The organism is Nocardioides sp. dk884 (genome assembly GCF_009557055.1).
Taxonomy (GTDB): domain Bacteria; phylum Actinomycetota; class Actinomycetes; order Propionibacteriales; family Nocardioidaceae; genus Nocardioides.
This window is the reverse complement of the sequence record NZ_CP045649.1, coordinates 432,032-450,424: the sequence shown is the minus strand read 5'-3', so window position 1 is coordinate 450,424 and position 18,393 is coordinate 432,032. Positions and strand designations below refer to the sequence as shown.

Below are 18,393 nucleotides of genomic sequence, written 5' to 3'. Positions count from 1 at the left end.
GCATCCCCGCCGCCGGGCGCCGTTCATCGGCGCCCGGCGTGCGTCGTCTCAGGCCGCCCAGGTCTCGGCGAGCAGCCCGTAGACCGCGACGTCGCGGCGCTCCTCGCCCACCCACATCGCCGAGCGCAGCGTGCCGTCATAGGTGAAGCCGAGGCGCTCCGCCATCACTCGGCTGCGCGCGTTGTCGACGTCGGTGCGGATCTCGACGCGGGCGATCCTGCGCTCGTCGAAGAGCATCCCGAGCAGTGACGTGAGCGCTCGCGAGACCGCGCCCCGTCCCTCGTGCGCCGCGTCGATCCAGCAGCCGAGCTCGGCGGTGCCGGTGTAGTGGTCGATGCGCGCGCCGGCGGCACCGACGACCGTGTCGCCGGCCAGGATCACGCACGGGACGTTGCGCCCCTCGACCCACTCCGCGAGCTGCGCTCGCACATAGGCGCGCTGGCCCTCCTCGGTCAGCTCCTCATGGGCCCAGTGCTCCCACCGGCGCAACCGCTCGCGGTTCTCCAGCGTCAGCTGGTGGACCGCAGGCACCGAGGACTCATCGAGCAGCGCCAGCACGTAGCCGGCACCGAGGTCACGGGTGAACATGGGGCTCGGCATGGGCCGAGTCTACGAACGGCGCCGGCCCCGGGCGCCCGCCTCGGCGCCACGGGGGTTCTCCGATCCCCCGTCCGCCGCTACGGTGCTGAGCACCCACGGAGCCGGAACCATCGGGCCCACCGACGCAGGGAGAGCCACATGCTCGGTTTCCTCATCGGCACCGGCGTCGTCGTGACCGGCGCGCTGGCCTGGGACTGGCGCAGGAGCGAGAACCTGAAGAAGGCCCTCGCCACCCCGGTCCCCTACCCGAACAGCCCCGGCGCGGACGGCGACACCCCCGACGCCGCCACCCGGGCCAAGCGCAGCGACGCGGGCAAGGACCCTGCTCCCCGGCAGTGGCCGGCGTACCACCCCGACCTCAACAACGGCGGCGGAGGCGGCGGCGGCGCCTTCTGACTCGGCACGCCCACCCAGCACCTAGCCCCGGCTGCCCGGCCCTCGCGTGTCTACGTCCGCCGAGCGAACCGAAGGTCGCCGTTCGGCATCCGCTCATGCAGATAACGGTCGTCATGGACCAGATGATGGTGATGACTGCAGAGCAGCAACCCATTCTCGAGATCGGTCTTCCCGCCCTCCGACCACGGCCGCAGATGATGCGCCTCGCACCACGTCGCGGGAATCGAACAGCCGCTCGCCCGGCATTCCCGGTCCCGAATTGCCAGAGCTTTTCTCTGGCCCGGACTGAAGAGCCGGGTCGCGCGACCCAGGTCCAGTGGGACCGAACGGGTGTCGAGCACGGCCGGCACCAGGTTGGCGGCGCACGCGAGGCGCCGAGCCTCTCCCGCGGTGATGCGGGAGCCATCGGCCAGCGTCGCGGATCCCAGTCCCTCGACCAGTGCCGCCAGATCCATCGTGATCACCACCGCGGTGGCATCGCCGCCGTGCAGCGGCAGCCGGGACGGGTCCAGTGACTCCAACAAGCTGCAGAACGCCTCACCCAGCCGCCGCTCATAGGGCACCCGCCGCCCATCGGCACCGGGCTCCGCGGTCTCGGCGTCCTCACGGCGCGGGTTGGCGAATGACTCCAGCAACGTGGTCAACCGCAACGCCACCGACTCCGGCACCCGCGCCTTGATGAGCGCCGTCCCATCGCCGAGGCGCTGCACCTTCAAGGTCGTACGCCGGCGCGCCGCCCGCTCCGCATCACGCAGCCGACGCTCCTCCAACTCGTCCACCCACTCCGGTGCCACCACCTCGAGCAGTCGCTCACCCAACCGCTGCAGCGCCCGCGGCCCGAAGTCGACCGCCTGTTCCACCAGGTAGGCCTCCGCGCGGACCAGCACGTCGGCCCACTCCGCGGCGGTCGCCTCGAGCAGTCGGCCGGCGCAGCAGACCTCGTCCAGGGCCGCGACAACGACATGGCCCTGGTCGATGCTCATTCGGCCCTCGCCCAGCGCGGCCCCGACCCGGTGCCAGCGCTGCTCGCAGGCGAGGCCGAGCCGCTGCGCGCGTCGCACCGAGGTGCTCGAGGCGTGCGCGCGATGAGCCAGCCACGCGGCCGCATCTCGGAACCCCTCGGCGTCCGCCACGTCCTCGGCGCACGCGATCACCCGCGACTCGAGAGCCTGCGCCCGCGAGGACACCCGTGCCATCGACAACAGCGCCTGCCGTTTGTCGGCCAGCGACAAGAACCCCGGATCCAGGCCCGCGAGCTCATCCAGCTCGGCCTCCACGCGCTCCAGACCGGCGACGTAGGGATGAGCCAGGCCGGCCATCGACGCCTCCCGAGAAAGGTGGAGCGGCGTCCTTCACCGCTACGCCAATGATACCTCTGTTCGAATGGGTCCCACCTAGTCAAAACTGGTGAGGTATGAATGTGGACAACTTATCCACACGTGACATGTGGAATTCGTGCTCATTGCCCCTCACCCAGCAGGTCTTCCCCACCGCCGAACCCGTCGCTTTGTTACCACCTCCACGCGGCCACGCCTGGGCGGATGGCATACCGATCCAGCCTGACGCTCACCCAGGGGCATGACGAGGCGGCCCGCCGTCGCTACCGTGGCCCGATGGCTGCGGCGAGAGAGTTCCAGGTCACCTTCGACTGCGCGGAGCCCGAGCGCGTGGCCCGCTTCTGGTGCGAGGTGCTGGGCTACGTCGTGCCACCGCCCCCGCCCGGCTTCGACAGCTGGGAGGAGTTCGACCGCACGCTCCCGCCGGAGCAGCGCGGCTCGGCGTTCGCGTGCGTGGACCCCGCCGGGGTCGGCCCGCGGCTGTACTTCCAGCGCGTGCCCGAAGGAAAGGTCGTCAAGAACCGGCTCCACCTCGACGTGCGGGTCGGCACCGGCCTCGTGGGCGAGGAGCGCCTCGCCGCGCTCGAGGCCGAGTGCGCCCGGCTGCTGCCGCTCGGCGCGACCCGCGTGCGCCTGCTGGAGGCCGACGAGGAGAACGAGTCGTGCCTGGTCATGCAGGACGTCGAGGGCAACGAGTTCTGCCTCGACTGAGGAACGCCGCAGGGCGGCCACCCCTGTGGGATGACCGCCCTGCGTGGTCTCGACGGCCTCGGCCGACGGAGCCGACCCTCAGAGGCGCTCGATGATCGTCACGTTCGCCTGACCGCCGCCCTCGCACATCGTCTGCAGGCCGAAGCGGCCGCCGGTGCGCTCGAGCTCGTGGAGCATGGTCGTCATCAGGCGGGTGCCGGTGGCGCCGATGGGGTGACCCAGCGCGATGCCGCCGCCGTTGACGTTGACCTTCTCGTGCGGCGCGCCGGTCTCCTTCATCCAGGCCAGCACGACCGAGGCGAACGCCTCGTTGCACTCGAAGAGGTCGATGTCCTCGATGCTCATGCCGGTCTTGGCCAGCGCGTGCTTGGTGGCGCCGATCGGGCCGGTGAGCATCCAGATCGGGTCGTCGCCGCGCACCGAGAGGTGGTGGATGCGGGCCCGCGGGGTGAGCCCGTGGTCCTTGACCGCCTGCTCGGAGGCGATCAGCATCGCCGAGGCGCCGTCGCAGATCTGCGAGGCGACACCGGCGGTGATCCGGCCGCCGGGGGCGAGCGGGTTGAGCCCGGCCATCTTCTCCAGCGAGGTCTCGCGCGGGCACTCGTCGGTGCTGAAGACCGTGCCGTCGGCCAGCGTGACCGGCGCGATCTCGCGCTCGAAGCGGCCCTCGGCGATCGCGGCCTTCGCGCGCTGGTGCGAGGCCAGCGCGTAGCGCTCCATGTCCTCGCGGCTGCAGTCCCACTTCTCCGCGATCATCTCGGCAGAGTTGAACTGGCTGACCTCGACGTCGCCGTAGCGCGCCCGCCAGCCCGACGACTCCGCGAACGGCGTGGTGAAGCCGTACTGCTGCGCCACCAGCATCGCCGCGGAGATCGGGATCGCGGACATGTTCTGCAGCCCGCCGGCGACCACCAGGTCCTGGGTGCCGGACATGACTCCCTGGGCCGCGAAGTGCACGGCCTGCTGGGAGGAGCCGCACTGGCGGTCGATGGTCACGCCGGGCACGTGGTCGGGCAGCCCGGCCACCAGCCACGCCGTACGAGCGACGTCGCCGGCCTGCGAGCCGATGGTGTCGCAGCAGCCCATGATCACGTCGTCCACCGCACCGGCGTCGACGCCGGTGCGCTCGATGAGGGACTTCAGCACGTGCCCACCGAGGTCGGCGGAGTGCATGGACGCGAGCGAGCCGCCGCGCTTGCCGACCGGGGTGCGGACGGCGTCGACGATGTAGGCCTCAGCCATGTCGGTTCTCCTCGTACTCGGGTTGCTCGGGGGTCAGGCGTGCTGGCTGGACACGGCGAGGACCTCGCCGGTCATGTAGCTGGAGTAGTCGCTGGCCAAGAAGACCATGACGTTGGCGATCTCCCACGGTGCCGCAGCGCGGCCGAAGGCCTCCTTGCCCTTGAGCTCGGCGAGCAGCTCGGGGGTGGTGACCTTCTCCAGGAACGGGTGCATGGCCAGGCTCGGCGAGACCGCGTTGACCCGGATGCCGTACGCCGCCAGGTCGGCGGCCGCCGAGCGGGTCAGCGCCTTCACACCGGCCTTCGCGGCGGCGTAGTGGGACTGGCCCTCCTGGAAGCGCCAGCCGATCACCGAGGAGTTGTTGACGATGACGCCCTTCTTGCCGGCGGCGACGAAGCGGCGACCCGCCTCGCGGATGCAGCGCATCGTGCCGGTCAGGGTGATGTCGAGGACCAGGTTCCAGGTCTCGTCGGGCATCTCGAGGATGTCGTCGGTGCCGCCGAGGCCGGCGTTGTTGATCATCACGTCGACCCCGCCGAACGGCTCGGCGGCGTCGAGCAGGGCGACCACGTCGTCCTGCTTGGTCACGTTGCACACGATCGAGGCGACCCGGTCCGCGCCGAACTCCTTGGCCAGGAGCTCGTGCGCCTCGCCCAGGCGGCGCTCGTGGGTGTCGGAGATGACGACCGCCTTGGCGCCCTCCTCCAGCACCTTGCGGGCCACGGCCGCACCGATGCCGGCGCCGGCGGCGGCGGTCACCACGACGACGCGTCCGGCGAGCAGGTCGTGACCCGGGACGTAGTCGGGGGTGGGCTGCTCGGGCTTGGTCATGGGCGGGGCTCCTTCGGCAGGCCGAGCACGCGCTCGGCGATGATGTTGCGCTGGATCTCATCCGAGCCGCCGTAGATCGTGTCGGCCCGGCTGAACAAGAAGTTGGTCTGCTGGTCGTCGAGCTCGTACGGCGCGCCGACGAGGGTCAGCGCCTCCGGGCCGCGCACGGCCATCGCGAGCTCGCCGAGGTCACGGTGCCACCGCGCCCACAGCAGCTTGGAGACCGACGCCTCCGGGCCGCTGGAGCCGGAGTCGTAGGCACTCAGGGTCCGCAGGGCGTGGATCCGCATGACCTCGAGCTCGACGCGGGCCTGCGCGATCCGGTCGGCGATCACCGGGTCGTCGATGGTGCCCACCCGGCGGGCGGTCTCGATGACGCCGTCGAGCTCGCGGGCGAAGCCGACCTGCTGGCCGATCGTGGAGACGCCGCGCTCGAAGCCGAGGGTGGCCATCGCCACCGCCCAGCCCGCGCCCGGCTCGCCGACCACGAGGCCGGCCTCGGTGCGGGCGTCGTCGAAGAAGACCTCGTTGAACTCCGAGGTGCCGGTCAGCTGCAGGATCGGGCGGACCTCGACCCCGGGCTGATCCATCGGGACCAGCAGGTAGGACAGCCCGGCGTGGCGGCGCGAGCCGGGCTCGGTGCGCACGACCGCGAAGCACCAGTCGGAGTGGTGGGCCAGCGAGGTCCACACCTTCTGGCCGTTGATCACCCACTCATCGCCCTGCAGCTCGGCGCGCGAGCGCACCGCCGCCAGGTCGGAGCCGGCGCCGGGCTCGGAGTAGCCCTGGCACCACAGCTCGGTCACGTTCACGATGCCGGGCAGGAAGCGGCGCTTCTGCTCCTCGGTGCCGTGGGCGATGAGGGTCGGGCCGAGCAGCTGCTCGCCGAGGTGGTTGACCCCGGCGGGCGCGTTCGCCCGGGCGTACTCCTCATAGAAGATCACCTGCTGGAACAGCGGCAGGTCGCGCCCGCCGTGCTCGACGGGCCAGCCCAGACAGGTCCACCCGTGCTTGGCCAGGTGCTGGTTCCAGGCGACCCGCTCCTCGTGGAACTCGTGCTCGCGCCCGGATCCACCGCGCCCCTTGATGGCGGCGAACTCGCCGACGAGGTTGTCGGCGAGCCACTCGCGCACCTCGGCGCGGAACTGCTCGTCCTCCGCGGAATAGCTCAGGTCCACTCGATGCCTCCGATTCACCCGGCGCGACCGCCGGAATGTGTGCCAACCACGTTACCAAACCAAGCACTTGTTTGGTAGTGTGCGTCGCGACAGGCCCCCCGCGGAGGAGAAGAAGTGAGCGACGAAGAGAGCTACGACGAAGCGCCCGTCGTCACCTACGAGGTGCGCGGCAGCGTCGCCGTCGTGACCCTGAACCGCCCCGAGTACACCAACGCCCAGAACTCGAAGATGACCTACGCGCTCGACGCCGCCTTCGTGCGCGCGGTCGACGACGACGCGGTCAAGGTGATCGTGCTCGCGGGCGCCGGCAAGCACTTCAGCGGCGGCCACGACATCGGTACGCCGGGCCGCGACATCGATGAGTCCTTCGACCGGAAGGCCGTCATCCACTGGGACCACGTCGGCACCGAGGGCGTGGAGTCCCGCTTCGCGCGCGAGTCCGAGGTCTACCTCGGCATGTGCCGGCGCTGGGCCGAGACCCCCAAGCCGATGATCGCGATGGTGCAGGGCGCCTGCATCGCCGGCGGGCTGATGCTCGCCTGGTCCTGCGACTTCATCATCGCCTCCGAGGACGCCTTCTTCGCCGACCCGGTCGTGCGCATGGGCATCCCGGGCGTGGAGTACTTCGCCCACCCGTGGGTGATGAACCCGCGCGCCGCCAAGGAGTTCCTCTACACCGCCGACCGGTTCCCGGCGCAGCGCGCCAAGGAGCTCGGCATGGTCAACCACGTCGTGCCGCGCGCCGAGCTCGAGGACTTCACCCTCGCCATGGCCGACCGGATCGCGGCGATGCCGCGCCTTGGGCTCGCGCTGACCAAGAAGGCGGTCAACCAGGCCGAGGACCTGATGGGCCTGCGGGCCGGGATGGACTCGGTCTTCGGCCTGCACCACGCCGCCCACGCCCACAACGCCGAGGTCGGCCGCGACTCCCTGGCCGGCCTCGACAGCCGCGCCATGGCCAAGGCCGGCAAGCAGGCCGCAGCCCAGGCTGCAGGAAAGGACACGGTGAGCCACGCATGAGCCACACCCACCCCGAGGGCCCCGAGCTCACCGACTCCGAGCGGGCCTTCCGCGCGGAGGCGCGTGAGTGGCTGGCCGCCCACAACCCCGGCCGACTGCCGTCGATGGACACCGACGAGGGCGCCGCCCTGCACCGCGCCTGGGAGGCGACGCTCGCCGAGGGCCGCTGGTCGGTCGTCGCCTGGCCCGAGCAGTACGGCGGCCGCGAGGCCTCGCTGACCGAGTGGGTCATCTTCGAGGAGGAGTACTACCTCGCCGGTGCCCCCACCCGCATCGCCCAGAACGGCATCTCGCTGCTCGCGCCGATCATCTTCGAGCATGGCACCCCCGAGCAGCAGGAGCGCTGGCTGCGCCCGATGACCGACGGCTCGCTGATCTGGGCCCAGGCCTGGTCGGAGCCCGAGGCCGGATCCGACCTGGCCGGCATCCGCTCGCGCGCCGTACGCGACGACGAGCGCGGCGGCTGGGTGCTCAGCGGGCAGAAGACCTGGAGCTCGCGCGCGCCGTTCGCCGACCGCGGCTTCGGCCTGTTCCGCACCGACCCGGAGGCCGCGCGCCACCGGGGCCTGACCTACATGACCTTCCCCCTCGACGTCCCCGGCATCACCGTGCGCCCGGTGCACCAGCTCGACGGCGACGCCGGCTTCGCGGAGATCTTCTTCGACGACGTCTTCGTCCCCGACGCCGACGTCCTCGGCGGCGTGGGCGACGGGTGGCGGGTCGCGATGAGCACCGCCGGCAACGAGCGCGGCCTCTCGCTGCGCGCACCGGGCCGCTTCATGGCCGCCGCCGACCGGCTGCTCGACCTGTGGGCCGAGCGCGGCGCGGACGCCCCGCACCTGCGCGACCGCGTGGTCGACGCCTGGATCGGCGCGGAGGCCTACCGCCTCTACACCTGGGGCACCGTCGACAAGCTCGCCGGCGGCGGCGACATGGGCGCCGACGGCTCGGTCAACAAGCTCTTCTGGTCCGAGCTCGACCTCGAGCTGCACGAGACCGCGCTCGACCTGCTCGGCCCCGAGGCCGAGCTGCGCGGGCCCGGCGCCCCCTCCGGGGGCAGCTGGGTGGACGACCATCTCTTCTCGCTGGCCGGCCCGATCTACGCGGGCACCAACGAGATCCAGCGCAACATCGTCGCGGAGCGCATCCTCGGGCTCCCGCGCGGTGAGAACAGGAGGGCAGGGGCATGAGGTTCTCCCTGAACGACGAGCAGCGCTCGTTCGCCAGCGCCATCGACGGACTGCTCGCGGGCGCCGACGTCCCCGCGATCAACCGCGCCTGGGGCGCCGGCGACACCGCTCCCGGCCTGGCCCTGTGGGGCCGGCTCGCCGAGCTCGGCGTACCCGCCCTGACGGTGCCCGAGGAGGCCGGCGGCATCGGTGCGAGCCCGCTCGACCTGGTCGTGGCCTTCGAGCTGCTCGGTCGCCACGGCGTCCCCGGCCCGTGGATCGAGTCGGTCGCCGTGGCGCCCCTGCTGCTGGCCGACACCCCGCACGCGGACCTGCTCGAGGGGCTCGCCGAGGGCACGGTCCGCGCGACGCTGGCCGTCGACGGCATCGCGCCGTACGCACTGGACGCCGACGCCGCGACTCACGTCTTCCACGTCTCCCCCGCCGGCCTCGCGGTCGCCGAGGCGGGCGAGGCGATGGCCTCGGTCGACCCCTCGCGCCGGCTCTTCCCCGTCACCGCCGGCGAGCGCACCCCGCTCGCCGAGGGCGCGCTGGACCGGGCGCTCGACCTGGCCGCCCTCGCCACCGCCGCCGCCCAGGTCGGCGCCGCCGACCGGATGCTGCGCACCGCGGTGGAGTACGTCGGCCAGCGCCGCCAGTTCGGCCGCGTGATCGGTGAGTACCAGGCGGTCAAGCACCGTCTCGCCGACGTCAAGGTGTCGCTCGACTTCGCCCGCCCGCTGGTCCACGGCGCCGCGCTCGAGCTGGAGGAGAAGTCCCCCACCGCCCCGCGCGCCGTCTCCGCCGCCAAGGTGTTCGCCTCCGAGACCGCGCACAGCGCCGGTCGCGCGGCCCTCCAGATGCACGGCGCCATCGGCTACACCCTCGAGTGCGACCTGAGCATCTGGCTGCTGCGCTCACGCGCGCTGCACGGTGCCTGGGGCACGGTCGCGGCCCACCGCGCCCGGGTGCTCGACCACCTGACCACCGCGCGCTGAGGAGCTGACGTGCATTTCGCCCTGACCGAGGAACAGATCGAGCTGGGCCGCGCCGTGCGCGGCCTGGTCGAGCGGCGCGCCGGCAGCATCGATGTCCGCGCCGCCTCGGAGTCCGAGCGCGGCTACGACACCGAGCTCTGGCAGGCACTCGCCGGCCAGATCGGCGTCGCCGCCCTCGCCGTCCCGGAGGAGTACGGCGGGGCGGGGTTCAGCTCCTTCGAGACCCACGTGGTCCTCGAGGAGCTCGGCCGCTCGCTCACCCCCTCCCCGCTGCTGGGCTCGGGCGTCCTGGCCACCCAGGCGCTCCTGCTGGGCGCGGGCCCGGAGGACTGCGAGCGGCTGCTGCCCGACCTGGCCGAGGGCTCGGCGACCGCCGCGCTCGCCTGGGCCGGTCGTGACGGCCGCTGGCGCACCGACGGCTCCGACGTCGTCGCCACCGGCACCGGTGCCGAGCGCACCCTGTCCGGCGCCGCCACCCTGGTCCTGGACGGCGCCCACGCCGACGTGCTGCTCGTGGTCGCGACCACCGACGCCGGCGTCGGGCTCTTCGAGGTGGCCACCGACGCGCCGGGGCTCACCCGCACCGCCACGCCGGCGCTGGACCAGACCCTGCGCCTGGCCACCGTCGAGCTCGCCGACACCCCCGCGCGCACCCTCTCCGACGACCTCGGCGACGCCCTCGAGCGCCTCCACGCGGTCGCCGCGACGGCCGTCACCGCGCTCCAGGTCGGCGGCGCCGAGGCGGCGATGGACCGCACCGTGGCCTACCTCAAGGAGCGCGAGCAGTTCGGGCGCCCGCTGGGCTCCTTCCAGGCGCTCAAGCACCGCGTCGCCGACATGCTGGTCAAGGTCGAGACCGCGCGGTCGATGTCGTGGGCCGCGGGCTTCGCGGCCAGCCAGGGCGCCGACGACCTGCCGCTCCAGGCCGCCCACGCCAAGGCCTGGTGCTCGGATGCGTTCTCCCACGTGGCCGGCGACATGATCCAGCTGCACGGCGGCATCGCGATCACCTGGGAGCACGACGCCCACCTGTACTTCAAGCGTGCCCACGCCACGGCCCAGCTCTTCGGCCAGGCGCACGAGCACCGGCGCCGGGTGCTGGCCAGCACCTGAGCCGGCCGCTCGGTCCGCAGCCGCCCCACGGTGGCGCGCTGCTACTCTCACCAAACAAGCGCTAGGTTAGAATGGAGTCTCGTATGGGCGACAAGACCATGCCGCTGGAGGATCTCACCCAGCACATCGAGTCCGGCATGACGATCGGCATCGGCGGCTGGGGCTCGCGGCGCAAGCCGATGGCGCTGGTGCGCCAGCTGCTGCGCAGCGACGTCACCGACCTCACCGTGGTGACCTTCGGCGGCCCCGACGTGGGCCTGCTGTGCGCGGCCGGCAAGGTGCGCAAGCTGATCTACGGCTTCGTCTCGCTGGACAGCATCGCGCTCGACCCGCACTTCCAGGCGATCCGCGAGAGCGGCGGCATCGAGACCTGGGAGTACGACGAGGGCATGTTCGTCGCCGCCCTCAAGGCCGGCGCCAACCGCCTCTCGTTCCTGCCCACCCGGGCCGGGCTGGAGAGCGACGTGCTGGAGATGAACCCGCACCTGCGCACCGTCGCCTCGCCGTACGACGACGAGGTGTACGTCGCGGTGCCGGGCGTGCGCATGGACGTCTCGCTGATCCACCTCAACCGTGCCGACGCGACGGGCAACGCCCAGTACCTCGGCCCGGACCCGTACTTCGACGACCTCTACGCGATGGCCTCGACCAAGACCATCGTGTCGACGGAGAAGATCGTGCCCACAGAGGAGCTCGGCGCCTCCGCGCCGCAGACGCTGCTGGTGAGCCGGATCTTCACCGACGCGGTGGTCGAGGCGCCCAACGGCGCCCACTTCACCACCTGCGAGCCCGACTACGGCCGCGACGAGGCCTTCCAGAAGCACTACGCCGCCAGCGCGAAGGACCCGGACGCCTGGAAGGCGTTCACCGAGCGCTTCCTGTCCGGCGACGAGGCCGCCTACCAGGCGGCCGTCCAGCAGTTCCACGCGGAGAGCAAGGAGCAGGCATGAGCACCGACATCACCCGCGCCGAGGTCTGCGTCGCCGCATGCAGCGACGCCTGGCGCGGCTCCGGCGAGGTCCTCGCGCACGCGGTCGGCCTGGTGCCGACGATCAGCGCGCGCCTGGCCAAGCTGACCCACTCCCCCGACCTGGTGCTCACCGACGGTGAGTGCTTCTTGATGTCGGAGCCGCCGCCGCTGGGCCGCAGCGCCGCCGCGGGCGGGACCATCGAGAGCTGGGCGCCGTTCCGGCTGATCTTCGACATCCTGGCCACCGGCAAGCGCCACAGCATGATGGGCGCCAGCCAGGTCGACCGCTTCGGCAACCAGAACATCTCCTCCATCGGCGACTGGCGCAAGCCGAAGCGCCAGCTGATCGGCGTGCGCGGCGCTCCCGGCAACACCGTCAACCACCGCACCGACTACTGGATCGCCAAGCACTCCTCGCGGGTGTTCGTGGAGTCGGTCGACGTGGTCTCGGGCGTCGGCAACGACCGTGCCCGCGCCCACGGCACGCCGTCGCTGCGCTTCCACGACCTCGGCGTGGTGATCACCGACCTCGCCGTCCTCGACTACGACGACGAGGGCCGGCTCAAGGTCCGCTCGCTGCACCCCGGCGTCACCGCCGAGCAGGTGCAGGAGGCCACCGGCTTCGACATCGACGTCTCCTCCGCGGGCACCACCCGGGTCCCCGACGCCGAGGAGCTGCGCCTGATCCGCGAGGTGCTCGACCCCCGCAGCCTGCGCGACCGCGAGGTCCGCAGCTGACCGGAGCCGGTCAGCACCAGGCAATCCCAGCAGCACAGCACGACGAAGGACCGGCCCCGGCTCCGTGGCACTGCCACGGGGCCGGGGCCGATCAGATCAGATCAGGTCGCGTCGGCCAGCAGGCCGTCGTGGACGAGCTGGAGGTACTGCTCGGCCAGCTTGTCGTGGCGCAGCTTGCCGCGGGGGTTGTACCAGCGCACCGTGGACCACATCGCGTCCCGCAGCATGCGGTAGACGATCTTCATCTCCAGCGCGGGGCGGAAGTCGCCGCTCTCCCGGCCCGCCTCGAGCACCTCGATCCAGGTCCGCTCGATCGAGCGGCTGGTGCGGGTGACGAAGTCGAAGCCGGGCAGGTTCGCGGTCACGGCGTACTCGTTCTGGTAGAGCGCGACCGCATGCTGCTGCTCGTGGATCGTGCGGAACGAGGAGCGGACGAGGCCGTCGAACTTCTCCCGCGCGCTCACGTCCTGCGTCACCACCTCGGCGTACTGCGCGTGCAGCCCCTCGAGGAAGCCGTGCAGGATCTCCCCGAGCATCGCCTCCTTGGAGTCGAAGTGGTGGTAGAGGCTGCCGGACAGGATCCCCGCCTCGTCCGCGATGTCGCGGACGGTGGTCTGGGAGTAGCCGCGGGTGGCGAACAGCTGGGCGGCGATCGCCAGCAGCTCGGCACGGCGGTTCGAGCCGTTGGCGCCGGCGGCCTTCCGCGGCGCTCTGGCCGGTCCGGTGGGGGTCATGGGGTGGTCCCTTCTGCAACGAGCGTCGCGGATGCCGCGGACGACATTCGACTCGCAAGACGCGTGACGCGACACATCGGTCTGACGTAGGTTACCTAACAAGCACTTGGTTAGTAAGGAGCTTTCGTGGACACTCCACGCACGATGCCGGCACTTCTCGACGAAGGCGCCCGACGCTTCGGGCACCGCCCGGCGATCGTCGACGGTGAGCGCCGTCTGACCTACGCCGAGCTCGCCGAAGCGGCCCGCACCGCCGCACGAGCCTACGCCGCCCGCGGGGTGCGCCTCGGCGACCGTGTGGCGATCTGGGCGCCCAACCGCGCGGAGTACGCCGTCGCCCTGCTCGGCGCGCAGGTGATCGGCGCCGCCGTCGTCCCGCTGAACACCCGCTACCGCGGCCACGAGGCCCGCGTGGTGCTCGAGCGCTCGCGCGCCAGCGCCCTGGTGGTGACCAACGGCTTCCTCGGCACCGACTTCGTCGACATGCTCGCCGGGTCCGCCGACAGCGCCGCCGCCCCCGCCAGCCGCGAGCGGCCCGTGCCCGGCCTCCCCGACCTGCACACGGTCATCGACCTCGGCGACGGCCCGCGCCGGCCCGACACCCTGGGCTGGGCGGACTTCCTGGCCACCGCCGAGGCGGTGAGCGAGGCCGACCTCGAGATCCTCGTCGCCGAGGTCACCCCGGACACCGTCTGCGACATCCTGTTCACCTCCGGCACCACCGGCGTGCCCAAGGGCGTGATGAGCGCGCACCGCCAGACCATCGGCGTGGCCGCCGTGTGGTCGCGCGGCGCCTCGCTGCGCGAGGACGACCGGTACGCAGTGGTGAACCCGTTCTTCCACTCCTTCGGCTACAAGGCCGGCCTGGTCGCGGCCTTCACCGTCGGCGCGAGCATCTACCCGGTGCCGACCTTCGACCCCGAGGGTCTGATGGCGCTCGTGGAGCGCGAGCGGATCACCGTGCTCCCCGGAGCGCCCACGATCTTCACGACGCTGATCAACCACCCGCGGCGCACCGACTTCGACCTGTCCTCGCTGCGCTTCTCGATCGCCGGCGCCGCCTCGGTGCCGGAGCGGCTCTTCGCGGAGATGCAGGAGATCCTGGGCATCGACGCGGTCGCCCAGGCCTACGGGCTCACCGAGTGCGTGGTGGCCACCCAGTCGCGCCCGAACGAGGACCCGCTGCACGTCGCGCAGACCACCGGGCCGGGCGTCCCCGGCATCGAGGTCCGGGTGGTCGACGCCGACGGCACCGACCAGCCGGTCGGCGTCGACGGCGAGGTCTGGCTGCGCGGCGACAACGTGATGCTCGGCTACTTCGAGGACCCCGAGGCCACCGCCGATGCGATCGACCCCGACGGCTGGCTGCACACCGGCGACGTGGGCCGCCTCGACGAGCACGGCTGCCTGAAGATCACCGACCGGATCAAGGACATGTTCATCGTCGGCGGGTTCAACGTCTACCCCGCCGAGGTCGAGAACGTCCTGTGCGCCCACCCGGGCGTGCTCGAGGCGGCCGTCGTGGGCATCCCCGACGACCGGATGGGCAGCGTGGGCCGCGCGTACGTCGTGACCCGCCCGGACGCGGGCGTGGACGCCGCCGAGCTGACCACCTGGTGCCGCGAGCGGCTGGCCAACTTCAAGGTGCCGCGCGAGATCGTCGCGCTCGGCGAGTTCCCCCGCAACGCCGCGGGCAAGATCCTCAAGCGCGACCTGCGCACCGACGCCTGAGTCATTGCCTCGAGCCCCTCGCACGCAGAACGGCGCCGCCCCCGTCCGGGGTGCGGCGCCGTTCTGCGTCGTGGGTGCGGGTCAGCTGAGCCGCTCGAGCACCATCGCCATGCCCTGACCGCCGGCGGCGCACATGGTCTCGAGACCGAACTGCACGTCGCGCTCCTGCATGCCGTGGATCAGCGTGGTCGCCATCCGCGCGCCGGTGGAGCCGAACGGGTGGCCCAGCGCGATCGCGCCGCCGTTGACGTTGACCCGGTCGATGTCGAGACCGAGCTGGTCGATGCTCGGGAGCACCTGGGCGGCGAACGCCTCGTTCATCTCGACCAGGCCGAGGTCGCTGGCCGAGATGCCGGCGCGGGCCATCGCCTGGCGGCTGGCCTCGACCGGGCCCAGGCCCATGACCTCGGGGCTGAGCGCCGAGACGCCGGTGGACACGATGCGCGCCAGCGGGGTCAGGCCGAGCTCGGCGGCGCGGGTGGCGCTCATGACCACCAGCGCGGCGGCGCCGTCGTTGAGCGGGCAGCAGTTCGCGGCCGTGACCGTGCCGTCGGGGCGGAACACCGGCTGCATCGACTGCACCTTCTCCAGGGTCACCCCGCGGCGCGGCCCGTCGTCGGTGCTGACCACGGTGCCGTCGGCCAGGGTCACCGGGGTGATGTCGCGCTCCCAGAAGCCGCGGTCGGCCGCCTGCTCGGCGAGGTTCTGGCTGCGCACGGCGTACTCGTCCTGCGCCTCGCGGGAGACCTTGCAGTGCTCGGCGACGTTCTCGGCCGTCTCGCCCATCGCGAGGTAGGCGTCGGGCAGCTGGCCCAGCGAGCGCGGGTCGACCCACGGCTCGCCGGCCTCGATGCGGGCGCGGGTGCGCGCGGCGGCCTCGTCGTAGATCGGGTTCTTGGTGTCCGGCATGCCGTCGGACTTGCCCTGGGCGAAGCGGGAGACGCACTCGACGCCCGCGGAGACGAACACGTCGCCCTCGCCGGCGCGGATGGCGTGCATGGCCATCCGGGTGGTCTGCAACGAGGAGGCGCAGTAGCGGTGCACGGTGGTGCCCGGCAGGCCGTCGAGGCCCAGGCGCAGGGCGACCATGCGGCCGAGGTTGTAGGCCTGCTCACCGGCCGGCTGCGCGCAGCCGAGCATCAGGTCGTCGATCTCGCGGCGGTCCAGCGCGGGCACGGCCGCGAGCGCGGCCTCGACCATCTGGGCGGCGAGGTCGTCGGGGCGCACGTCCTTGAGCGAGCCCTTGAAGGCACGCCCGATCGGGGAGCGGGCGACGGAGACGATGACTGCTTCAGGCATGGATTTCCTTCGTTCGTGAAGCGGTGGGACGGCGCCCGGTCGAGTCGACCGGCGCCGCCGGGGCGCGGGCGGTCAGGAGTTCGGGGTGTGGGCGAGGAACGCCGGCCACTCGCCGCCGCCGTCGACGTTGAGCACGGCGCCGGTGATGTGGCTCGACAGCGGGGAGGCCAGCATCAGGCAGGCCGCGCCGATCTCCTGGGGGGTCGCGAACACGCCCCGCGGGATGGTGGCGGCGACCTTGGCGGACTGCTCCTCGTCGCCGTAGTGGTCGGTCGAGCCGGGCGTCGCCACCAGGCCGCAGCTGACCGCATTGACGCGCACGGCGGGCGCCCACTCGACCGCGAGGCTGGTGCTCAGGCTCTCCACGGCCGCCTTCGCCGCGCCGTACACGGCGGTGCCGGGGCTGGGACGTCGTGCCGAGATCGAGGTGATGTTGAGCAGCACCCCGTCGCCGGCCGCCACCAGGTGGCGGTGCGCGGCGTGCGCGACGTTGACCGTGGCCATGAAGTTGAGGTCGGTGATCTTCTGGTGGAAGCGCACCGAGGCGTCGCGGAAGTCCGCGTACGGCGCACCGCCGGCGTTGTTGACCGCGACGTCGAGGCGGCCGTGACGCTCGACGATGTCCTCGACCCAGCGCACCACCTGGTCGGACTCACGGACGTCGACGGCGGTGAACACCGGACGCCGCCCCTCGACCTCGCGAAGCGTCTCGGGCGTGTTGCGCCCGCAGATCTCGACCTCGGCGCCAGCACGCAGGAAGGTCTCGACGATGCCGTCACCGACCCCGCGCGCTCCCCCGGTCACCAGCACGACCTTGCCGGTCATGTCGATCGTGAACGACACGGTGATCCTCTCTCTCGGTTGCGAGCAGCATAGGCCAGTTCCCAAGCAAGTGCTAGGTTGCCGGACATGGTTGAGCAGCGAGTGGACCGGGTGAGCATCGTGACCGGCGGGGCGCACGGGATCGGCGGCGCGACCTCGCGGCTGCTCGCCGCCCGCGGCGACCTGGTGGTGCTCAACGACCTGGACCCCGACGGCGCGGAGTCCGCGCGCGCGGAGATCGAGGCCGCCGGCGGGCGCTGCGTCACGGTGGTCGGCGACATCACCGAGTCCCCCGTGGTGGACCGCCTCGTCGCGACGGCGCTCGAGGCGGGCGGGCGCATCGACGTGCTGGTCAACAACGTCGGCGACTTCCGCCCGGCGTCGAAGGACTTCGCGCGCAGCCGCCCCGAGCAGTGGCAGCGCCTCTACGAGCTCAACCTGCTCCACGTGCTCGCCGTGACCCACGCCGTGCTCCCGCACATGCAGGCCCAGGGCAGCGGGGCGATCGTGAACAACTCGACGGTCGAGGCGTTCCGCGGCATCCCCGGCCACGCGGCGTACTCCGCCTTCAACGCGGGCGTCTCGGCCTTCACCAAGAGCCTCGCGGTCGAGGTCGGCGCGCACGGCATCCGGGTCAACGCGATCGCGCCCGACCTCGCCGACAGCCAGCAGACCCCTGCCGAGCTGATGCTCAAGGGCAAGGACCCCGAGCGGGTCGGCACCTGGGTGCCGCTCGGGCGCTTCGGCCACGTGAGCGAGTACGCGAAGGTCATCGAGTTCCTGACCTCCGACGCCGCGTCGTACGTCACCGGGCACACGATCCCGGTCGACGGCGGCACGCTGGCCGCCTCGGGGTGGTACGCCCGGGTCGACGGCAAGGGCTGGACCAACTTCCCCCTCCACACCTGAGACCACACCTGATATCGGAGCCCCGATGAGCGACGCCCAACATCCGCACGAGGCCACCCTGTCGCGGTCGGCCGCCCTGCGCCCGGCCCTCTCGGACCTGGTGCACCGCTACGCCGCACTCGGCGACCTGCGCCGACCCGCCCAGCTGGCCGCACTGTTCACCGCCACGGGAGAGCTCGTGGTCCCCACGCCGCCGGACCGGCTCGAGGCGCACCGCGTGCTCACCGGACCCCGACAGATCGGCGATCACCTCGCCGTGCTCGAGGAGCTCTCGCTGACCGTCCACCAGATCGTGGGCGAGGTGTACGACGTACCGGCCGCCGGCGGGGCGCCGACCACCGCCACCGGACGGGTCGCCTGCATCGCCAACCACCTCACCGGCGAGCGCAACCTGGTCTGGCACCTGCACTACGACGACCGCTACGTCCGCGAGGGCGGACGCTGGCTGATCGCGCGCCGCGAGCTGCACATCGACTTCATCGAGACCCGCCAGGTGCGCCGGCACCGCTGACCTGCACGGACCAGTCGCCACGGTTTCTCGGATCCGTCGACACATCCGCCCACTGAGTGGGAATCGCCGCCCTCGCGTGTGACC

Annotated in this window: 19 protein-coding genes; 11 read left to right on the top strand and 8 right to left on the bottom strand. The window is 72.0% G+C overall.

The genetic code is table 11. The annotated features are described in order from the left end of the window. Positions 1 to 48: 48 nt before the first annotated feature. Positions 49 to 600 (bottom strand): GNAT family N-acetyltransferase, encoded by a 552-nt coding sequence (locus GFH29_RS02185; protein ID WP_153321844.1) that lies wholly within the window; start codon positions 598 to 600, stop codon positions 49 to 51. A 138-nt stretch (positions 601 to 738) separates the two neighbouring features. On the opposite strand from GFH29_RS02185, the gene GFH29_RS02180 reads away from it, so the two are divergent. Beyond that, complete coding sequence (locus GFH29_RS02180) at positions 739 to 996, top strand: hypothetical protein (protein WP_153321843.1); 258 nt, start codon at positions 739 to 741, stop codon at positions 994 to 996. A gap of 50 nt (positions 997 to 1,046) precedes the next feature. Here GFH29_RS02180 and GFH29_RS02175 read toward each other — a convergent pair whose 3' ends face one another. Then, positions 1,047 to 2,315 carry an HNH endonuclease signature motif containing protein gene (locus tag GFH29_RS02175; protein ID WP_153321842.1) on the bottom strand — a complete coding sequence of 423 codons (1,269 nt, stop codon included), beginning with the start codon at positions 2,313 to 2,315 and terminating at the stop codon, positions 1,047 to 1,049. 294 nt (positions 2,316 to 2,609) lie between these two features. On the opposite strand from GFH29_RS02175, the gene GFH29_RS02170 reads away from it, so the two are divergent. Further along, the gene (locus GFH29_RS02170; RefSeq protein WP_153321841.1) at positions 2,610 to 3,044 is read left to right on the top strand and encodes a VOC family protein; all 435 of its coding nucleotides are present in this window, start codon (positions 2,610 to 2,612) and stop codon (positions 3,042 to 3,044) included. Positions 3,045 to 3,122: 78 nt separating this feature from the next. Here GFH29_RS02170 and GFH29_RS02165 read toward each other — a convergent pair whose 3' ends face one another. The 3 genes from GFH29_RS02165 to GFH29_RS02155 are packed head-to-tail and all read right to left on the bottom strand — an operon-like array spanning position 3,123 to position 6,295. Beyond that, on the bottom strand, positions 3,123 to 4,286 hold the full coding sequence (locus GFH29_RS02165) for an acetyl-CoA C-acetyltransferase (protein ID WP_153321840.1): 1,164 nt from the start codon (positions 4,284 to 4,286) through the stop codon (positions 3,123 to 3,125). Between the two features lie 33 nt (positions 4,287 to 4,319). Further along, positions 4,320 to 5,117, bottom strand: coding sequence for an SDR family oxidoreductase (locus GFH29_RS02160; protein ID WP_153321839.1), 798 nt, complete (start codon positions 5,115 to 5,117; stop codon positions 4,320 to 4,322). Continuing rightward, complete coding sequence (locus GFH29_RS02155) at positions 5,114 to 6,295, bottom strand: acyl-CoA dehydrogenase family protein (RefSeq protein ID WP_153321838.1); 1,182 nt, start codon at positions 6,293 to 6,295, stop codon at positions 5,114 to 5,116. Before GFH29_RS02155 ends, GFH29_RS02160 begins: the two co-directional genes overlap by 4 nt. A gap of 114 nt (positions 6,296 to 6,409) precedes the next feature. On the opposite strand from GFH29_RS02155, the gene GFH29_RS02150 reads away from it, so the two are divergent. The 6 genes from GFH29_RS02150 (at position 6,410) to GFH29_RS02125 (ending at position 12,303) form a co-directional block, all read left to right on the top strand. Further along, the gene (locus tag GFH29_RS02150) at positions 6,410 to 7,315 is read left to right on the top strand and encodes an enoyl-CoA hydratase (RefSeq protein ID WP_153321837.1); all 906 of its coding nucleotides are present in this window, start codon (positions 6,410 to 6,412) and stop codon (positions 7,313 to 7,315) included. Beyond that, on the top strand, positions 7,312 to 8,505 hold the full coding sequence (locus GFH29_RS02145; protein WP_153321836.1) for an acyl-CoA dehydrogenase family protein: 1,194 nt from the start codon (positions 7,312 to 7,314) through the stop codon (positions 8,503 to 8,505). The genes GFH29_RS02150 and GFH29_RS02145 overlap by 4 nt, the downstream gene beginning before the upstream one ends. Beyond that, the gene (locus GFH29_RS02140) at positions 8,502 to 9,482 is read left to right on the top strand and encodes an acyl-CoA dehydrogenase (RefSeq protein WP_153321835.1); all 981 of its coding nucleotides are present in this window, start codon (positions 8,502 to 8,504) and stop codon (positions 9,480 to 9,482) included. Before GFH29_RS02145 ends, GFH29_RS02140 begins: the two co-directional genes overlap by 4 nt. Positions 9,483 to 9,491: 9 nt before the next feature. Further along, complete coding sequence (locus GFH29_RS02135) at positions 9,492 to 10,595, top strand: acyl-CoA dehydrogenase family protein (RefSeq protein ID WP_153321834.1); 1,104 nt, start codon at positions 9,492 to 9,494, stop codon at positions 10,593 to 10,595. An 83-nt stretch (positions 10,596 to 10,678) separates the two neighbouring features. After that, positions 10,679 to 11,545 (top strand): CoA transferase subunit A, encoded by an 867-nt coding sequence (locus GFH29_RS02130; RefSeq protein ID WP_153321833.1) that lies wholly within the window; start codon positions 10,679 to 10,681, stop codon positions 11,543 to 11,545. Then, positions 11,542 to 12,303, top strand: a complete 762-nt coding sequence (locus GFH29_RS02125; protein ID WP_153321832.1) for a CoA-transferase subunit beta — start codon at positions 11,542 to 11,544, stop codon at positions 12,301 to 12,303. Before GFH29_RS02130 ends, GFH29_RS02125 begins: the two co-directional genes overlap by 4 nt. A gap of 101 nt (positions 12,304 to 12,404) precedes the next feature. On the opposite strand, the gene GFH29_RS02120 is transcribed toward GFH29_RS02125, so the two are convergent. Then, complete coding sequence (locus GFH29_RS02120) at positions 12,405 to 13,037, bottom strand: TetR/AcrR family transcriptional regulator (protein ID WP_153321831.1); 633 nt, start codon at positions 13,035 to 13,037, stop codon at positions 12,405 to 12,407. Between the two features lie 126 nt (positions 13,038 to 13,163). Between GFH29_RS02120 and GFH29_RS02115 the strand changes: the two genes are divergently transcribed. Further along, positions 13,164 to 14,768, top strand: coding sequence for a FadD3 family acyl-CoA ligase (locus tag GFH29_RS02115; protein ID WP_323368675.1), 1,605 nt, complete (start codon positions 13,164 to 13,166; stop codon positions 14,766 to 14,768). A gap of 81 nt (positions 14,769 to 14,849) precedes the next feature. On the opposite strand, the gene GFH29_RS02110 is transcribed toward GFH29_RS02115, so the two are convergent. Next, the gene (locus GFH29_RS02110; RefSeq protein ID WP_153321830.1) at positions 14,850 to 16,067 is read right to left on the bottom strand and encodes an acetyl-CoA C-acetyltransferase; all 1,218 of its coding nucleotides are present in this window, start codon (positions 16,065 to 16,067) and stop codon (positions 14,850 to 14,852) included. Positions 16,068 to 16,139: 72 nt separating this feature from the next. After that, on the bottom strand, positions 16,140 to 16,910 hold the full coding sequence (locus GFH29_RS02105; RefSeq protein WP_228387709.1) for an SDR family oxidoreductase: 771 nt from the start codon (positions 16,908 to 16,910) through the stop codon (positions 16,140 to 16,142). A gap of 66 nt (positions 16,911 to 16,976) precedes the next feature. Here GFH29_RS02105 and GFH29_RS02100 point away from each other — a divergent pair, with 66 nt between their 5' ends. Then, positions 16,977 to 17,798: an SDR family NAD(P)-dependent oxidoreductase gene (locus tag GFH29_RS02100; RefSeq protein WP_153321829.1), complete on the top strand. Its 822-nt coding sequence runs from the start codon at positions 16,977 to 16,979 to the stop codon at positions 17,796 to 17,798. A gap of 25 nt (positions 17,799 to 17,823) precedes the next feature. After that, entirely contained in the window at positions 17,824 to 18,309 is a 486-nt protein-coding gene (locus tag GFH29_RS02095) for a nuclear transport factor 2 family protein (RefSeq protein WP_228387708.1), read from the top strand. Positions 18,310 to 18,393 lie beyond the last annotated feature (84 nt).